General features: G+C 43.4%; 16 protein-coding genes. 10 read left to right on the top strand and 6 right to left on the bottom strand.

What is annotated here, in order from left to right:
• Positions 1-91: 91 nt before the first annotated feature.
• From JQM81_RS06495 to JQM81_RS06485, 3 genes are all read left to right on the top strand, one after another.
• Positions 92-1,408 (top strand): FAD-dependent oxidoreductase, encoded by a 1,317-nt coding sequence (locus tag JQM81_RS06495; RefSeq protein WP_235232727.1) that lies wholly within the window; start codon positions 92-94, stop codon positions 1,406-1,408.
• 87 nt (positions 1,409-1,495) lie between these two features.
• Entirely contained in the window at positions 1,496-2,854 is a 1,359-nt protein-coding gene (locus tag JQM81_RS06490) for an MATE family efflux transporter (RefSeq protein WP_235232726.1), read from the top strand.
• Between the two features lie 19 nt (positions 2,855-2,873).
• Entirely contained in the window at positions 2,874-3,560 is a 687-nt protein-coding gene (locus tag JQM81_RS06485; RefSeq protein ID WP_235232725.1) for a DUF554 domain-containing protein, read from the top strand.
• Here JQM81_RS06485 and brnQ read toward each other — a convergent pair.
• The gene (gene brnQ, locus JQM81_RS06480) at positions 3,547-4,707 is read right to left on the bottom strand and encodes a branched-chain amino acid transport system II carrier protein (protein ID WP_235232724.1); all 1,161 of its coding nucleotides are present in this window, start codon (positions 4,705-4,707) and stop codon (positions 3,547-3,549) included. The genes JQM81_RS06485 and brnQ overlap by 14 nt on opposite strands.
• A 210-nt stretch (positions 4,708-4,917) precedes the next feature.
• Between brnQ and JQM81_RS06475 the strand changes: the two genes are divergently transcribed.
• From JQM81_RS06475 to JQM81_RS06465, 3 genes are all read left to right on the top strand, one after another.
• Positions 4,918-5,619 carry a helix-turn-helix domain-containing protein gene (locus JQM81_RS06475; RefSeq protein ID WP_235232723.1) on the top strand — a complete coding sequence of 234 codons (702 nt, stop codon included), beginning with the start codon at positions 4,918-4,920 and terminating at the stop codon, positions 5,617-5,619.
• An 18-nt stretch (positions 5,620-5,637) separates the two neighbouring features.
• Entirely contained in the window at positions 5,638-6,189 is a 552-nt protein-coding gene (locus JQM81_RS06470; RefSeq protein WP_235232722.1) for a prolyl-tRNA synthetase associated domain-containing protein, read from the top strand.
• Between the two features lie 84 nt (positions 6,190-6,273).
• Positions 6,274-9,012 carry a translation factor GTPase family protein gene (locus JQM81_RS06465; protein ID WP_235232721.1) on the top strand — a complete coding sequence of 913 codons (2,739 nt, stop codon included), beginning with the start codon at positions 6,274-6,276 and terminating at the stop codon, positions 9,010-9,012.
• Between the two features lie 37 nt (positions 9,013-9,049).
• Here JQM81_RS06465 and JQM81_RS06460 read toward each other — a convergent pair whose 3' ends face one another.
• Positions 9,050-10,375 (bottom strand): MATE family efflux transporter, encoded by a 1,326-nt coding sequence (locus JQM81_RS06460; protein WP_235232720.1) that lies wholly within the window; start codon positions 10,373-10,375, stop codon positions 9,050-9,052.
• 82 nt (positions 10,376-10,457) lie between these two features.
• Between JQM81_RS06460 and JQM81_RS06455 the strand changes: the two genes are divergently transcribed.
• Positions 10,458-11,270 carry a MerR family transcriptional regulator gene (locus JQM81_RS06455; protein ID WP_235232719.1) on the top strand — a complete coding sequence of 271 codons (813 nt, stop codon included), beginning with the start codon at positions 10,458-10,460 and terminating at the stop codon, positions 11,268-11,270.
• On the opposite strand, the gene JQM81_RS06450 is transcribed toward JQM81_RS06455, so the two are convergent.
• The gene (locus JQM81_RS06450; protein ID WP_235232718.1) at positions 11,221-11,778 is read right to left on the bottom strand and encodes a TetR/AcrR family transcriptional regulator; all 558 of its coding nucleotides are present in this window, start codon (positions 11,776-11,778) and stop codon (positions 11,221-11,223) included. The genes JQM81_RS06455 and JQM81_RS06450 overlap by 50 nt on opposite strands.
• 149 nt (positions 11,779-11,927) lie before the next feature.
• Between JQM81_RS06450 and JQM81_RS06445 the strand changes: the two genes are divergently transcribed.
• The 3 genes from JQM81_RS06445 to JQM81_RS06435 are packed head-to-tail and all read left to right on the top strand — an operon-like array spanning position 11,928 to position 15,227.
• Positions 11,928-12,791 (top strand): DegV family protein, encoded by an 864-nt coding sequence (locus JQM81_RS06445; RefSeq protein WP_235232717.1) that lies wholly within the window; start codon positions 11,928-11,930, stop codon positions 12,789-12,791.
• Between the two features lie 14 nt (positions 12,792-12,805).
• On the top strand, positions 12,806-13,954 hold the full coding sequence (gene fliB, locus JQM81_RS06440) for a flagellin lysine-N-methylase (protein WP_235232716.1): 1,149 nt from the start codon (positions 12,806-12,808) through the stop codon (positions 13,952-13,954).
• Complete coding sequence (locus JQM81_RS06435; protein ID WP_235232715.1) at positions 13,920-15,227, top strand: M18 family aminopeptidase; 1,308 nt, start codon at positions 13,920-13,922, stop codon at positions 15,225-15,227. The genes fliB and JQM81_RS06435 overlap by 35 nt, the downstream gene beginning before the upstream one ends.
• 8 nt (positions 15,228-15,235) lie before the next feature.
• Here the strand turns inward: JQM81_RS06435 and JQM81_RS06430 are convergent, their stop codons facing one another.
• The 3 genes from JQM81_RS06430 to JQM81_RS06420 are packed head-to-tail and all read right to left on the bottom strand — an operon-like array spanning position 15,236 to position 17,825.
• Complete coding sequence (locus JQM81_RS06430) at positions 15,236-15,829, bottom strand: thiamine phosphate synthase (RefSeq protein ID WP_235232714.1); 594 nt, start codon at positions 15,827-15,829, stop codon at positions 15,236-15,238.
• Positions 15,822-17,036, bottom strand: coding sequence for a 2-iminoacetate synthase ThiH (thiH, locus tag JQM81_RS06425; protein ID WP_235232713.1), 1,215 nt, complete (start codon positions 17,034-17,036; stop codon positions 15,822-15,824). Before thiH ends, JQM81_RS06430 begins: the two co-directional genes overlap by 8 nt.
• A gap of 12 nt (positions 17,037-17,048) precedes the next feature.
• On the bottom strand, positions 17,049-17,825 hold the full coding sequence (locus tag JQM81_RS06420) for a thiazole synthase (RefSeq protein WP_235232712.1): 777 nt from the start codon (positions 17,823-17,825) through the stop codon (positions 17,049-17,051).
• Between the last annotated feature and the right edge of the window lie 40 nt (positions 17,826-17,865).

The following is a 17,865-nucleotide window of genomic DNA, read 5'->3' as shown; positions in this document are numbered from 1 at the left end:
TCATTCAAGAAAAGATTATGTGGATAATCTGCTCACATATGCACAGAATATAATATATCTTTTCATTATGATACAAGAGGAGTGAGGGGAAATGGAGTCAATCTGGTCAGCAAGTGTAGAATTGCCACATTTTAAAAGTATGGAAGGAGATATCCAGACGGATGTACTGATCATTGGTGGTGGTATGGCAGGAATTCTCTGCGCTTATTTTTTACAGGAAAACAGAGTCCCGTATGTTCTGGTCGAGGGGAAGACCATCTGCTCGGGGATTACGAAAGATACGACAGCCAAGATTACGGCACAGCATGGTCTGATCTATCATCGTTTGCTTAAGAGTGCAGGATACGAAAAGGCAAAGATGTATTTGGATGCAAATCAGTCGGCAGTGCAGCAGTTCGTGAAACTGTGTCATGGGATGAACTGTGATCTTGAACGAAAGATGGCATATGTTTATTCGATAAATGACAGAAAGAAGCTGGAGAAAGAGGCAGATGCCCTTTGCAGGCTTGGAGTGGATACGGATATTTCGGAGAAGACAAAGCTTCCTTTCTATCATGTGGGAGCCGTCGGTCTTGCAGGTCAGGCACAGTTCCATCCTTTGAAATTTGTTGCTGCAATTGCAAAAGATCTTAACATTTTTGAACATTCTTTTGTGACAGAATTAAAGGAACATGAGGCTGTAACGGCAAATGGAAAGATTACATTCCATAAAGTAATCTTTGCGACGCATTTTCCTATTGACAATAAGCATGGAATGTATTATCTGAAGATGTACCAGCATCGCTCTTACGTGATCGCGCTGGAAAATGGGCCTCAGATAGACGGCATGTATGTGGATGAGGCAATGTGTGGAATGTCGTTTCGTAATTATAAGAATTATCTGTTGATTGGAGGTGGAGATCATAGAACTGGCAAAATGGGCGGCAACTGGGAGGAACTTCGAAAGTTTGCCGGACAGTTTTATCATGACCGGGAAGAACAATTCTGCTGGGCAACCCAGGACTGTATGACATTAGACGAGGTGCCATATATTGGGCGGTATTCCAAAAACTGTGCGGAATATTATGTAGCCACGGGATTTAATAAATGGGGAATGACTTCTTCCATGGTAGCAGCTAATCTACTGACAGATCAGATATTGAATAAAAAGAATCCGTATGCAGCAGTCTTTGACCCGTCCAGGAGCATGCTCAAGCCACAGCTTCTGGTTAATGGATGCACTGCGGTCGGAAATCTGTTGAGAATATCAGAAAAACGTTGTCCACATCTGGGTTGTGCACTGAAATGGAATGCGGTAGAACACAGCTGGGATTGCACATGTCATGGTTCCCGCTTCGACGAAGATGGGAAGGTTCTTGATAATCCGGCCAATGGAAGTCTGAAGGAGGTGACGGGAAAACAAAATTAATATAATGCTTTACAAATACTTCTCAATGGTGATATGCTGAATAGCATGATATTAGCAGATAAACATTAAAATAGGAAGTAATGAATTATGAGAAGTAAAGATAAGAAAGAAATATCATTTGTAGAGGGCCCGGTGTTCGGGTCTTTGATTCGTTTTGCACTGCCTGTGCTTGGAGCATTGATCTTGCAGGCGGCATATGGAGCAGTGGATCTGCTGGTGGTCGGCAGATTCGGAGATGCAACGAGTATCTCAGCAGTAGGAACCGGAAGTGCATTTATGCAGATGGTGACATTTATTATCACCAGTCTTGCCATGGGCTCAACGGTAATTATCGGACAGCATATTGGAGAGAAGAAACCGAAAGCGGCCGGCGATGCTGTTGGAACAACCATTATATTATTTACTGTATTAGGAATTGTGTTGACGGTTTTACTGGAGGCATTTGCAGGAAATATTGCCGGGCTACTTCAGGTTCCTGCGGAATCTTTTGATAAGACGGTTCTCTATATTCGTGTCTGTTCAGCTGGAATTGTAATCATTATTGCGTATAATGTTATTAGTGGTGTTCTAAGGGGAATCGGCAATGCGAATCTTCCGTTTCTCTTTGTTGGAGTTGCCTGCGTCGTAAATATTATCGGAGATTTGGTGTGCGTTGGGGCTTTACATATGGATGTAGTCGGTGCTGCACTTGCGACAGTGACTGCACAGCTGGTATCAGTAATCATATCTTTGATCGTGCTTCGCAGACAAGACATGCCAATCTCTTTTTCCCGTCAGCAGTGCAGGGTATATCCAAGAGAGTTAAGAAGAATCCTGAATGTCGGCGTTCCAATCGCTTTACAAGAGACGATGGTACAGATCTCTTTTCTGGTGATTAATTCTATCATTAATAATATGGGCTTAATGCAGTCGGCTGGATATGGTGTGGCACAAAAGCTGATTTCTTTCATTATGTTGGTGCCGTCTTCTGTGATGCAGAGTGTCTCGGCTTTTGTGGCACAGAATATTGGAGCAGGACAAAAAGCAAGAGCGAAAAAAGGAGTGCGCACGGCTATGGTTACTGGCTGTACATTGGGAATATTCATTTTCCTGGCCGGATTCTTCGGAGGGACTGTAATGTCTTCGTTATTCACCAATGATATGCAGGTCATCCTGCAGAGCGCGGATTATCTGAAAGGATTCTCGGTAGATTGTCTTTTGACTTGTATTTTATTCAGCAGTATCGGATATTTTAATGGATGCGGTAAGAGTATACCGGTTATGATACAAGGAATTACAGCTGCATTTTGTGTCCGTATTCCAATCTCTATATTTATGGCAAGCCTTCCGAACACATCTCTGATGATGGTTGGTCTTGCGGCGCCAATATCAACAGTATATGGAATCATCTTCTTTATCATTTGCTTTGCATTGGAGAGAAAAAAAGAACGTAACAGAATAAGATAAGAAAGGAACGAGAAATAAGATGTTAGGGACAATTGTGAATACTGGGACAATTCTTGTTGGGAGTGTTGCAGGAAGCGTATTGAAAAAAGGAATCGGAGAAAAATATGAAAATGCAATGTTTCAGGCATGTGGACTTGCGGCTTTTGGAATTGGAATTAATGCAGTGGTATCTAATATGCCAAAAAGCGAATACCCGGTACTCTTTATCGTAAGCCTTGTATTAGGAAGTCTGATCGGAGCCAAATTGAACCTGGATGAGCGGTTCAATCGCTTTGTAGACAGCCATTCCAAAGGGAATCTTGCGCAAGGACTCACAACGGGTATCCTGTTGTACTGTATCGGTTCATTGTCGATTGTAGGTCCGGTAATGAGTGCTCTTTATGGAGATAATACATATCTGTTTACCAACGCATCATTAGACCTGGTGACAAGTACAGTGCTGGCATCTACCTATGGCATTGGGATGGCACTTGCAGCAGGGGTTCTGTTCTGTTGGCAGGGCAGTATCTTTCTGCTCACGAAATATCTGTCGGCAAGCTTTTTCTCTGATGAGATGGTAGCAGAATTATGTATAGTCGGTGGTTTCTTAATTATGTGTACCGGCTGCAGTATCCTGAATATAAAAAAATTTAAGACATTAGATATGCTGCCGGCATTATTTGTACCGATTCTCTTTTTTGTATGCAAAGAGATTATAGGATTCTAAGACTTAGCAGACTGATGCAAAATACCCCGAAAACGGTAAATCGATAGAACATATCCTTGGGAATACGTTTTTGGAATAATCCAAGGAATACCAGTAAGATTAATACCGGATAGAGAATACTTAAGATCGGGGAAGCAAGTTCCAGAATCCGGCTGATTCCAAAGTTTGAGATGATACAGCTTATGCCTGCAAATAAAAAGACAAATGTACGATAGCTGACATGGCCTTTTGTCTGCTTCTCAAAAAAGGAAGCGGCAGATGATAACAGACCGATTGCAGGTGTCATACAGGCAATACAGACCAGTATTCCCAGAAGAATCATTCCTTTTTTTCCTAAGAGGGACTTAGTGATTGCGATTAATAGTACAACCCGGTCAGTATCTGAAGGGTAGATACTGGATACCGTTGCTCCCAGATATGCCAGACCGCCATACACGACGAAAAGAATAACGGCAGCAATGACTCCGGACCGGGCAATCATATCAAATTGTTGTTTGGTATCAGTGTAATGTTTTTGTTGCAGTGTAAGTAAAATAGAGGCAGAGAATATCATGGCAGCCATCACATCCATCGTCTGATAACCAGCATTAACACCGACCGCTACAGCGCTCTGCATAGAGGCAGAAGCATCTATAGAACCAAGGGGTGACAGAATTCCTTTTACAATAAGTATCAGCAGTGCCAAAAGAATCAAAGGTGCAAAGACAGTTCCAATAATATCAATGACTTTAGACTGTTTCAGGCAGAATAAAACGACGATTGCAAAAAAGAGAATAGAAAAATATTTCCCGTCAAAGGACGGAAAGAATGGTGCTATCGAGAATTCATATGCAGTCGCGGCAGTTCGTGGAATGGCAATCAATGGACCCAGGCAGAGTGCATTCAGTGTCAGAATCAGGTAAGAAGGGATTCTGCCCAATCGTTCTGTAATCCCAGAAGCGCCTTTCCCTAATTTGGCAACAACGAGCAGTGTAAGAATACTTAATCCCATATCCATGAACATAAAACATAAAAAACTTAAAAACCACTTTTGGCCTGTGATCAGTCCAAGATAAGGTGGAAAAATAAGATTCCCAGCGCCAAAGAACATGGCAAATATTGCAAATCCAATCACGAAGGTGTCTTTATATTGTCTTTGATTCATCATAATTTCCTCAGTATCTTTCCTTTAATATGATATTATTTTAACGTGAATAAAAGTGCACGGCAAATTGATGAAAGTGTCTTGACAGGAAACTTTTTTCGTGTTTATGTATTAAAGAGAGACTTTTTCTGTAAATCATTAGTAAAAAAGTGATTTCAAATAAATTTGGGATATATTTCATAAAAAAAGTGATTTGTAAGAAACGGAGAGGTTATGAGTATTGACAAACGAGTGGGGACAAATATTAAGAAATATCGTCTGGCATATAAGATGACTCTGGAAGAGCTGGCAAAGCAGATTCATAAGAGCAAATCTACAATCTCAAAATATGAAAAGGGTCTGATATCGCTGGATATGGCCACTTTGGAGGAGATTTCACAAGTGTTGAAGGTTGCTCCGTCACAGCTTCTGGCGGCAGAGGAAGATGAGTTTCACACTGAAGAGCTGGAAGGAGAATTTTTTGATCGGCAATATATGTATTCTTACGATGGAAGAAGTAAGAGAATCTTGAAAAGTATCATAGAGCGATACATATTGTCTGATTTGGGGCAGATGAGAATTCAGTTGTTTTATGATGTGAAGGATGTGCAGAATCCAGGAGACTGTAAAGCTTTGTATGCAGGGATGAGCAGAAAATATGAATTTATAGAGAATTATACACTTCAGAATCAGAATAATCCTACAGAACAGGTGCTAATCTGCTGCATTAATAGTTTGAGCCGTACAAACCGTAAGCTTGGAATGCTTACAGGCCTGTCGTATAAGACGATGCTTCCGGTGGCAATTAAGGTAATGATTGCATCTTCTATACTTAAGGAAGACAGTGAATTGATCGAAGGATTAAAACTGACCAAAGAAGATATAAAGATATCCAAAAAATATAATTTATTTACGATCGATCAGTTCATGGAATAACGATTCAGGAGGAAAGAGATGGAATTGTATGAAGGACGCCCGGTGAATACAGAAGGACGCAAAGAAAAAGAAATCAAAGTTTATGATGTGTTGGATGCTGCAGGAATTCCCTATGTCCGCGTAGATCATCCTCCAGTTGCTACGATTGAGGCATGTATGGGAGTAGATGAGGCACTTGGGATTGAGATCTGCAAGAATCTGTTCCTGTGCAATCGCCAGAAGACAGCATTCTATCTGCTGGTAATGCCGGGAAAGAAGTCACTGCAGACAAAGGAATTATCGAAGCAGATTCCTACATCCAGATTGTCCTTCGCATCGGCAGAAGATATGGAAAAATACCTAAATGTCACACCTGGCTCGGCGACCATTATGGGATTGATCTTCGACCCGGAGAACCGTGTACAGTTGCTGGTAGATAAAGAAGTGCTGCAAGATGAAGAATTCGCATGCCATCCTTGCGTGAACACATCCAGTATAAAAATGAAGACAACAGATGTATTCGGAAAATATCTGGAACTGGTACATCATGATTATATAAAAGTTGCGTTGACGGATGGGAATATACATTAATCATTAGTCGACTTCTGCCCCTTCCTGTGATATAATAATCAGGTTATTACAGATGATTATTTATTGCAGAAAGGGGCTTTTTCTATGGATGTGATATCTGAGAATAAACCCAAAAAACATATATGCGTAGGTATTCTTGCTCATGTAGATGCGGGAAAGACCACTCTTTCAGAAGGCCTTTTGTATCTCGGCGGAAAGATCAGAGAATTAGGGCGTGTGGATCATAAGAATGCCTATCTGGATACTTATGAACTGGAACGGAATCGGGGAATCACCATCTTCTCGAAACAGGCAGTCCTGGAACTTGGAAAGACACAGGTGACGCTTTTGGACACTCCGGGGCATGTGGATTTCTCGGCAGAGATGGAACGAACATTGCAGGTATTGGATTATGCAATCCTTGTGATTAGTGGAATGGACGGCGTGCAGGGACATACCCGTACTGTGTGGAATCTTCTGCGGCGTTACCAGATTCCGACCTTCCTTTTTGTAAACAAGATGGATCAGGATGGAACGGATCGGGAACAGCTGCTGGATGAATTAAAACATAGTCTGGATGAAGGCTGCATTGCCTTTGATGATGAGAAAGAGATACTATATGACAATCTGGCAACCTGTGAAGAGGAGGCTCTGGACGAATATCTGCAGACCGGAGAACTCTGTGAAGAGACGATTGCCCGATTGATCGTGCAGAGAAAAGTCTATCCATGTTATTTTGGCTCAGCGTTAAAATTGCAGGGAGTTCAAGAGTTCCTGGATGGAATGGAACGATATACGTTGCCTTATGCAGCGAAGGATTCTGCGCATTCTAAGGAATTTGGAGCAAAAGTGTTTAAGATATCCCGTGATTCGCAGGGGAATCGTCTGACGTACCTGAAGATTACCAGCGGAATCTTGAAGGTCAAATCCATGTTGTCCAATCATATGTCAGATCATGTAGAGGATGAAGAACGCTGGGAAGAAAAAGTGAATCAGATCCGTATCTATTCAGGAGAAAAGTATGAATTGATACAAGAAGCAGAAGCCGGACGTATCTGCGCGGTGACTGGTCTGAGTCATACCTATCCGGGAGAAGGTCTTGGCATAGAGAAGGAATCTCAGGCTCCGATGCTGGAACCGGTGCTGAATTATCGGATTCTGCTGCCGGAAGGCTGTGATGTACATACCATGTTACGGAATCTTCGGCAGCTTGAGGAAGAAGATCCGATGCTTCGGATCGTATGGAATGAAGAATTAGGAGAGATCTATGCCCGGCTTATGGGAGAAGTGCAGATTGAGATCTTGCAGAGCCTGATTCAGGAGCGCTTCCATGTGCTGGTATCCTTTGACACGGGAAATATTGTATATAAGGAAACAATTCGGAATAAGGTAGAAGGTGTGGGACACTTTGAGCCGCTTCGCCATTATGCGGAAGTTCATCTGATCATGGAACCGGGGAAAAAGGGCAGCGGTCTGGTTCTGGATACGAATTGTAGTGAAGATATGCTGGACAAGAACTGGCAGCGTCTGATCATGACCCATCTGGCAGAGAAGGAGCATCGCGGAGTGCTGACAGGTGCTGTGATTACGGATATGAAGATTACTCTGGCAGCAGGACGAGCCCATCAGAAGCATACAGAGGGTGGAGATTTCCGTCAGGCAACCTATCGTGCCGTGCGTCAGGGACTGATGCAGGCAGAGAGCGTTCTTCTGGAGTCGTATTATGAGTTTTGTCTGGAAGTTCCGTCTGAGATGGTGGGACGTGCTATGACGGATATCCAGAAGATGTCCGGCGAATTTCAGCCGCCTCAGACGCATGGTGAGATGGCGATTCTGACTGGAAGTGCGCCGGTAGCAACGATGCGGGATTACCAGAGAGAAGTCAACAGTTATTCCAGAGGCCGCGGAAAGCTGACCTGTACGTTCAGAGGGTATGAACCTTGCCATAATGCAGAAGAGGTGATTGAGATTAGTGGATACGAACCGGACAGAGATCTGGATAACCCGACCGGTTCCGTATTCTGTTCTCATGGCGCAGGATTCGTAGTTCCTTGGAATCAGGTTCCCGAATATATGCATATTGAAAGCCAGCTGGAAAAGGAAGAGAAGCTGTTGCAGCCGAAGACTGTGAGCCATACAGGGAATCGCTCAGACAAGGGAAGAAGCCGCCAGGCGCTTTTAAGTCGTCAGGAAGAGAAAGAATTAGAAGAGATATTTATCCGAACCTATGGAAAAGTAGAGCGCAGGTTAAGCCCTGCGTCCAGAACGGTAAGTGCTGAAAAAGAGAGACATACGAAGAAGAAAGAAGAGATTCAGGAGTATCTTCTGGTAGATGGTTATAATGTTATATTTGCATGGGATGATCTTAAGGAACTGGCAAAGGAGAATATCGAAGCAGCGAGAAATAAGCTGATGGATGTTCTGTGCAATTATCAGGGCTTTAAGAAATGTGTAGTCATACTGGTCTTTGATGCTTATAAGGTGGATGGCTATGCGCTGGAGATCCAGAAGTATCACAATATCCACGTGGTATACACCAAGGAAGCAGAGACGGCGGATCAGTATATTGAGAAGGTCGTTCATCAGATTGGAAAGAAATATCACGTAACGGTTGTTACGTCAGACGGTGTAGAACAGGTCGTTACTCTGGGACAGGGAGGAACACTGATCTCATCCAGGGAATTCCGGGAAGAAGTAGAGATTGTCAGACGTCAGATCCGGGAGGAGTATGAAAGCCGCCGCGAAAGTAATAAGAATTATCTGTTCGACCATATGGATGCCAAGATGGCCGAAGAGATGGAAGATATAAGATTAGGAAGAAAAGAAAGAATAGGAGAAGATTAGTTATGCATCCGACATTCCTGTTTTGATTGGAGGGTCATTAAGAATGGGTGCATGTTGACCGGTAATACATGAATAATACCAGTGTAAGTACTAGACACATTCCTTCTGCAAGTGTTGCTGCCATCCAGATACCATTTCCCCCAAGAAGTCTTGTCAGGATCCGGAGACTTATGGCAACAAAGATGAATCCTCTTCCCAGAGAGATGGCCATGGCAGACTTGGGATATTCGATTGCAGTAAAGAATCCGCCAATAATCACGTTAAAACCACAGAGCAGAAAGGAGTAAGAAAATGTATAAAAGATTCTTACAGAATCGGCCCGAAGTTGTGCTAATTCCGGTGAGATGAACAAGTTTACAAGTGGACTTGCTACCATTCGGGATATTAGAAAAGCTGCAATGGAAAATACAGTCCCAAAGCAAAGAGCATATTTTAAAAGACGATGATAATTCTGTGGCATCTTCCTGCCATAATGATAGCTGACCAGAGGTTGAATTCCCTGAGCGATACCTGCCATCGACATGACCACAATGGTACTGACGTAGGTGACAATGGTATAGCTTACAATGGATTCTTCGCCTAGATATGCGAGAATCGACTGGTTGAACAGGAAGATGACAATTCCTGCTGAGAATTCTGTGATTCCAGAAGACAGACCGATCTTTATGGTACGCCACATAAGAGACAGAGATGGCGTGAACCTCACCAGTTTCATATGGGTCTTGGTACTGCAAAAGTGAGTCAGATACAGTAATACAACACACAGTTGTGAGAGACCTGTCGCAAATGCTGCGCCCCAGACTCCTTTGTGAAAAGCGATGACAAACAGATAATCCAGAATACAGTTGAGAATCGTTCCGGTAGTGACGATAATCGTTGCTTTCATAGGATAACCATCGGTCTTAATCAATACCTCCAGCGAATAAGAACAGATAAAAAAGACGCTGAAGCATGCAATCGTTTTCAGGTATGTCTGGACGTAATCCATGGTGAGTTCCGTTGCTCCCAGGAATAACGCAATCTCTTCGGATTTCCACAGGACGATCCATGTAATCAACAGAGACACAATAATGGCGGTCAGAATATTATGGGTAAATACTTCCCTTGCTCTTGCATCTTCTTTTTCTCCTAACAGCATGGCAATGATGGTAGAGGAACCTACGGAAAATAATAATGCCACGGAGAAAAGGAAGGTAACGAATGGCATGGCAATATTGACACCGGACAAAGCCAGTTCAGATACTCCTCTGGCAACGAACATGCCATCTATCATCGTGTAAAGTGCATATACCCATTGGGCAACTAGCGATGGAATGATAAAACGAAAGAAATCATGAAGTAATGATTTTCCTTCTAACTTCATAGTAAAACCTCCTTGTTGTATTCTATACTAAACCTTGGTATAATACTAAGGTCAAGTGAAAATGAAAGAAAAAAGGATTTATATGAAGAAATATTTTAAAATCGGAGAGATATCACAGCTATACCATATCGGGGCAGATTCTCTGAGATATTATGAAAAACTGGGAATACTAAAGCCAAAGCGTGGAGAGAATCAGTATCGTCTCTACCATCTGGATGATATCTGGCGGTTGAATGTTATTCGTGAATTGAGAGAACTTGGTTTTTCCATGGAACAGATTGGGGATTACCTGAAGCATCATACGGTTAGTTCTACGAAAGTACTGTTGATGGAAGAGCTTCATATGATCGAAGAGAAGCAGGAGAAGTTGAGGCAACTACAGAAGAATGTAGAAGAACGTATTGAAACTCTTTCAGAATGTGAAGAAAAAGTGCTTGGAGTCGTGCAGTTACAGCAATTGCCAGATCGAAGCTGTTATTATATCGAGAAAGGATATGAGCGGGATGAAGAGATGGATGTGCTGATCAAGCAGCTTCTGAATAAGAATCCCGATAAATCCTATATCATAGGAAGCAATCATATCGGTTCTGTAATCTTGGCAGAAAGTGCAAGGAACCAAAGATGCCGGGAATATGAAGGTGTGTTTATCATAGATACGGAGGGCGATATGGTCATACCGGGCGGAGAATACCTTACCATCAGTTACCGGGGCAATTGCAACCAGAATTATCAGTGTCTCCCCAGGTTGCTTGCTTATGCGAAAGAACATGGGTATCGGATGGTCGGTGATGTGTATGAGATCCTCTGGGTGGATATCCATGTATCTGGAAGAGAAGAAGAACACATTACAGAGTTACAGATTCGGGTTGAGGAGAAGGCACGATTCGATACATGATCTCTGCCAATTCTTCTGGTGATTCTTTAAAACCATTCGAGGACCAGGTAATATAAAGGTTATACAATGCACCGGCAAAAGCCTGAAGACAGTAATAGAGTTCGATGCTGTCTCCTGGGTGATACCAGGTCTCCAGGACATACTGACTGATTGCATTCAGGAGCATATGGCTTAGACCGCTTTTGAAGAGACTGTCAATAAATTCCTGATGTGCTTCAAAGTAAGAAAAACAGTGCAGAAGATTTTCTGAAGAATAGAAATGTTTGTCCAGTGACAGAGATTTTGCTTCCTGCTTGTAATTCATCAAAGCATCTTCCAGATAGGAAGCAAATATATCTTCTTTGGACTGATAATTACGGTAATAAGTCATTCGGGAGACGCCGGCCTTTTCTGTCAGTTCGCAGACCGATATAGCGGATAAAGGTTTTTCCTTTAATAATTGGATCAGTGCGGTAACAATGCATTCCTTTGCAAGGATATTAGATTGATTTTTCCGTTCTTTATTCATGAACAAAACCCCCTGATTTGTAACAGTTATTAGTAATTATCTTGAATTAAAAATTCTGAGATGTTACAATTTGTCACATCTAATTATAAATAGAATGGGAATTTATTTCAAGTTGTAAAAGAATATTTGAAACAGGAGGATATAAGTGGATGAAAACGGCAGTCGTAACAGACAGTAACAGTGGAATTACACAGGAAGAAGCAAAAAAGGAAGGGATATTCATTCTCCCTATGCCAGTCATTGTTGATGGAGTAACGAGATATGAGGGGCAGGATCTTACTCAGGAGATGTTCTATGGAAGCCTCACGAGCGGAATCGATGTCACAACATCCCAGCCTTCTCCGGGGGATGTGATGGATCTGTGGGACAAGGTGTTGGCCGGGGGATATGAAGAACTGGTATATATTCCGATGTCCAGCGGACTGAGTAATTCCTGTGAAACTGCGATTCTCTTGTCCGATGATTATGATGGTAAAGTTCAGGTCGTAGATAATCACAGAATCTCTGTTACGCAGAGAGAAGCTGTTATGGAAGCCGTGAGGCTTGTTGCTGCAGGAACATCTGCGAAGGCAGTCAAAGAAGATCTGGAAGCAAGAGCTTATGATTCTAGTATTTATATTACAGTGGATACATTGGAATATCTGAAAAAAGGCGGCAGAGTCACTCCGGCAGGTGCAGCTATAGGAGCAGTGCTCAATATCAAACCAGTCCTTACTATACAGGGAGAACGTCTGGATGCATTTGCAAAAGTTCGTGGGATGCGTAAAGGAAAGGATAAGATGATCGAAGCTCTAAAGAAAGATATAGAAGAAAGATTTTCAGAGATGGACAGAAGTCGAATAAGGATTGGCACAGCAGGAGCGGGATTGACGGCCGCAGAAGCAGAGGAATGGTGCAGCGAAGTGGGAAAGGCTTTCCCATGGGCAGAAGTTTATTATAATCCTTTGTCTATGTGTATTGCAACGCATACCGGACCGGGGGCTATAGGGATCGGATTTAGTATTGTTAAGTAAAGGGACAAAATGATATGTTGTATACAATTCCAGATTATTATCATATGTTTACCTGTACAGCAGATCAATGTGAAGACACCTGTTGTGCAGGATGGCAGATCGTAGTTGATAAGAGATCTTTGCACCGCTATAAGAAAGTAAAGGGGAATTACCGAAGAAAGCTGTTTCGGTCCATAGACTGGAGAAAGGAGACATTTCGACAGTCAGAAGAGAAAAGATGTGCATTTCTGAATAAAGATAATCTGTGTGATATGTATTGCAATCTGGGAAAGGACAGTCTATGTAAAACTTGCCGCCTATATCCCCGCCATGTAGAAGAATTTGAAGGCGTCCGGGAGATTACTTTATCGGTGTCTTGCCCAGAAGTGGCAAGGATTCTCTTGTCAAAGGAAGAACCGGTGACCTTTTTAAATTTTGAAAAAGATGGAGAAGAAGAGTACGATGATTATGATCCGTTTCTCTATTCAAAGCTGGTAGAAGGCCGGGAGATTATGGTGAAGATTCTCCAGAACCGTGAGATCAGTCTGGAATTAAGGGCTGGTCTTGTACTCGGGATTGCCCATGATATGCAGGTGCGAATCAAAAAGGGCGATATATTTTCCTGTGATGAAGTATTTGTAAAATATCAGACAGAATCGGCACGGGAATTCGTCCGCATGAAGATGGAAGAGGGCAGCAATCATAGAGAACAGAGATACACATGGGCAAAGAACATGTTCGAGCATCTGTATTCCCTGGAATTGCTTCGGGAAGAATGGCTGATACAGTTAAAGGAAACGGAGCATGCTCTGTATACGGCAGGTTCCCTTAGATATGAAGCATTACATCAGGAATTCCGAAACTGGATGGAGGAAAATATGCCACAGTGGAAGATACAGAGGGAACAGTTACTGGTATATTTTATCTTTACATATTTTTGTGGTGCTGTCTATGATGGACAGGCTTATAATAAGGTACAGATGTCAGTCACCAGTGTGTTTTTAATTCGGGAAATTCTGTTGTCTCGTTGGATTAAAAATGAGAAGCAATTGGATTTCGAGGATGTAGTGAATGTTGTCTATCGATATTCGAGAGAAATAGAACATTCGGATCAGAATCTGGAATTGATGGAGAAAGGAAATAGAACCTATGGATACAGTACAGAAATTATTTACTTTCATTGAGAAGAGTCCCAGCCCATTTCATGCGATTGAAAATATGAAGCAAGAATTAGAGGGGCAGGGTTATATTCAGCTTTTGGAAGGAAGTGCCTGGAAACTGGAAGAAGGCGGCAACTATTATGTGATTCGTAATAGTTCCGCAATCATTGCATTTCGGATTCCTAAGAGAGATTTTCTTGGTTTTCAGATTATGGCAAGCCACAGCGACTCCCCAAGTTTTCGTATTAAGGAGTATCCAGAGATGGAAGTGGAGAACCATTATGTGAAGTTAAATGTGGAAAAATATGGGGGGATGCTCTGCGCTCCCTGGCTGGATCGTCCGCTGTCAGTTGCAGGGCGGCTGGTTATCAGGGAGGGGAATCGTCTTGTTACGAAGCTGGTCAATGTGGACCGTGACTTATGCATGATTCCGAATCTTGCGATCCACATGAATCGAGAAGCCAATGAAGGCTATAAGTACAATGCCCAGAAGGACATGCTTCCGCTGTATGGTTGTGAATCAGCCAAAGGGACCTTCATGGCGCGGGTCGCAGAGGCGGCAGGTGTGGAGGAAGAAGACATTGTTGGAAATGATCTGTTCTTATATAACCGTATGAAAGGAAGTGTCTGGGGAGCATCCGAAGAATATATTTCGATTGGACGTCTGGATGATCTGCAGTGTGCATTTGCATCTTTGCAGGCATTTCTGCAGGCAGCAGATGGCGAAAGTATTCCAGTTCATTGCGTGTTTGATAATGAAGAGGTTGGAAGTAGCACGAAGCAGGGAGCCGGATCGACATTTTTATTCGATACACTTCTTAGGATTAATGAAAGCCTTGGGAGGACATCCAGTCAATACCGACAGGCTCTGGCGTCCAGTTTTATGTTGTCTGCTGACAATGCTCATGGCGTGCACCCGAATCAGCCGGATAAGGCCTGCCCGACGAACCGGCCTTATCCGAATGGTGGAGTTGTGATAAAGTTCAGCGCCAATCAGAAGTATACGACCGATGGAATGGCAGCAGCAATCTTCACACAGCTCTGTGAGAGGGCGAAAGTTCCATATCAGACCTATGTGAACCGATCGGATATCCTTGGAGGCTCTACACTCGGAAACATATCGGGAACCCAGGTAGCTGTCAATACGATAGATATTGGATTAGCACAGCTCGCAATGCATTCTCCTTATGAGACCGGCGGAGCGAAAGATACGGATTATCTGATCAGGGTTGCTAAGGAATTCTATCAGTCATCTGTCGTGGAAAATGGACCGGGAGAATATACAATGGAATGGTGAGAGAAGAATTACAGCTTCATCATTCCGGACATAATGCATCCACCTCTGGCGCCGCAGGATAGTACTTCGGATAACTGCTGCGCATCTGGATGTATTCCGCCAATAGCATAGACAGGTATGTCCACACTCTGGCATACCTGTCTTAAAAAATCTGTTCCTCGCGGGGGCAGATTTTTTTTACAGTCTGTGGCATAGATATGACCGGCTGTCAGATAAGCAGCGCCAAGTACCTGGGCTTTCTTAGCATCTTCGACGGAATGGACGGAGGTGCCGATGACAGAAAAGTGCTTAAGAATGGCAGGATGCTCCTGTCGGTAATCTTGAAGCAGATGAAGCGGCAGATGGATGGATGTGCAGTGCAGTTCATGTGCAATTTCCAGAAAGCTATGGAGAATGCAGGGAACATGATTGGCGTTACAGATATCCATTATCTCACGCGCCAGTACACGGTATTCTTCTTCCGGAAGATCCTTTTCCCTTAAGATTACTGCTTTCGGATGTAAGCGGCAGATCCGCGCAATCTGTTCCGGTAATGGCCGGGAGCAGATCGTGCGGTTGCTGACTGCGATGATATTCTGATATATATTTTCTCCTTTATACATATACATAATCATTCATGACTGGCTGGAGATCATGCTCCAGAAGGGCGTTGTATACTTCATCAACGGATCTTCCGTCAGAGATCTCGAACTGGTCGTCTCCTTTTTCTTCAATCTCATCGACATGGCTGCCGATTCCGGTGCTGACACCGGCAGATATCTTGGTGGCCGCAATATTTACCAGATTGTCACGGACACGGGCACATTCACGGGTGGATACAGTGATGCTTGCAAATGGCATGAAGAGCCGGTAAGCACATACCACCTGAAGAAGCTGAGGTTCGTGAACATCTTTTGGATTGATGCGGTCATTATTAATGATCGGACGAAGCCTTGGACAGGAGAATGCAATCTCTGCATGAGGGTATTTGCGCTGCAGAAGATAGGCATGATATCCGGTGGCAAATGCATCCTTGCGGAAGTCATCCAGACCAAGAAGAGCAGCGAATCCGACTCCTCGCATGCCACCCTTTAAGGCACGTTCCTGTGCATTCAGACGATAAGGGAAGATCCGCTTATGTCCGGCAAGATGAAGCGTCTCGTACTTGTCTGAATTATAGGTTTCCTGGAATACGGTCACATAATCGGCACCGCATTCGTGAAGGTATGCATATTCATCGGAGTTCATCGGATACACTTCGAGGCCGATGACCTTGAAGTATTTTCTTGCGATCTTGCAGGCTTCTCCAATGTATTTTACATCAGACATTTTACGACTTTCACCGGTCAAAATCAAGATTTCCTGAAGACCTGTCCTGGCAATGGCAGCCATCTCCAGTTCAATCTCTCGGTCATTTAATTTGGCGCGGTTGATCTTATTGTGACAGTTAAATCCACAGTAGATGCAGTAGTTTTCACAATAGTTGGCAATATAAAGGGGCGTAAACATATTGACACTGTTGCCAAAATGCTTTCTTGTCTCCTTCCGTGCAGCCTGTGCGATCTCTTCCAGAAGTGGAAGTGCAACAGGAGAAAGAAGAGCTTTAAAATCTTCCGGTGTCCGATTATCTCTGGCAAGAGCCTGTCTTACGTCGGCTTCTGTATATTGGTCATAATCATATTGATTCATCTCAGAGATGACTCGGTCCATAACATCTGATTCTAATACTTCCATATCAGGAAGATAGGTCATATGATCGATCCGGTTTTTCTTCTGGTCTTCCAGTATCTCTTCACTTAAGATACTTTCATTTACGTGTTCATCCTTCATCTGTACACCTCCTTAATCCTGTAAGAATCCGGTCAGCGGGGAAGAAGCACTGGCGCCTTTTTCAATCGTCCGTCCAAGACCAGACAGATATGCACTTCTTCCGGCCTCGATTGCCTTTTTAAATGCTTCTGCCATTACCGGAATGTCACCGGCAGTGGCAATGGCAGTATTAGCCATGACTGCAGAGGCACCCATCTCCATAGCTTCACAGGCCTGAGAAGGGCGACCGATACCGGCATCTACAATAATTGGAAGATCGATCTCGTCAATTAGAATCTGGATGAAATCTTTGGTGCAGAGCCCCTTGTTGGAGCCGATTGGAGAGCCAAGCGGCATAATGCAGGCAGCGCCGGCGTTTGCAAGGTCTCTGGCAGCATTCAGATCCGGATACATGTATGGCATTACTACGAATCCCTCTTTTGCCAGGATTTCCGTAGCTTTGATGGTCTCATAGTTATCCGGCAGCAGATATTTGGAGTCGTGGATAACTTCGATCTTCACAAAGTCTCCGCAGCCGACTTCACGGGAAAGACGGGCAATACGGACTGCTTCTTCTGCATTTCTGGCTCCGGAAGTGTTGGGCAGGAGCGTTACATTATCCGGGATATAATCCAGGATGTTGGCAAGTCCACCTTCGTTTGCACGGCGAAGTGCCAGTGTGATAATCTGTGCTTCTGCCTTCTCGATGCAGGCTTTCACAAGTTCTAAGGAGAATTTCCCGGAACCCAGGATAAAGCGGGAAGTAAATTCATGTCCGCCTAGGATAAATTTATCGTCATTCTGATTCATAGATGTTTCCTTCTTTCTTTGATTATTCATAGTTTTCGAT

Source organism: Faecalicatena contorta (genome assembly GCF_021531895.1).
Taxonomy (GTDB): Bacteria; Bacillota; Clostridia; order Lachnospirales; family Lachnospiraceae; genus JAFBIX01.
Note: the sequence above shows the minus strand (reverse complement) of the source record. Positions and strands in the feature narration are given on the sequence as shown.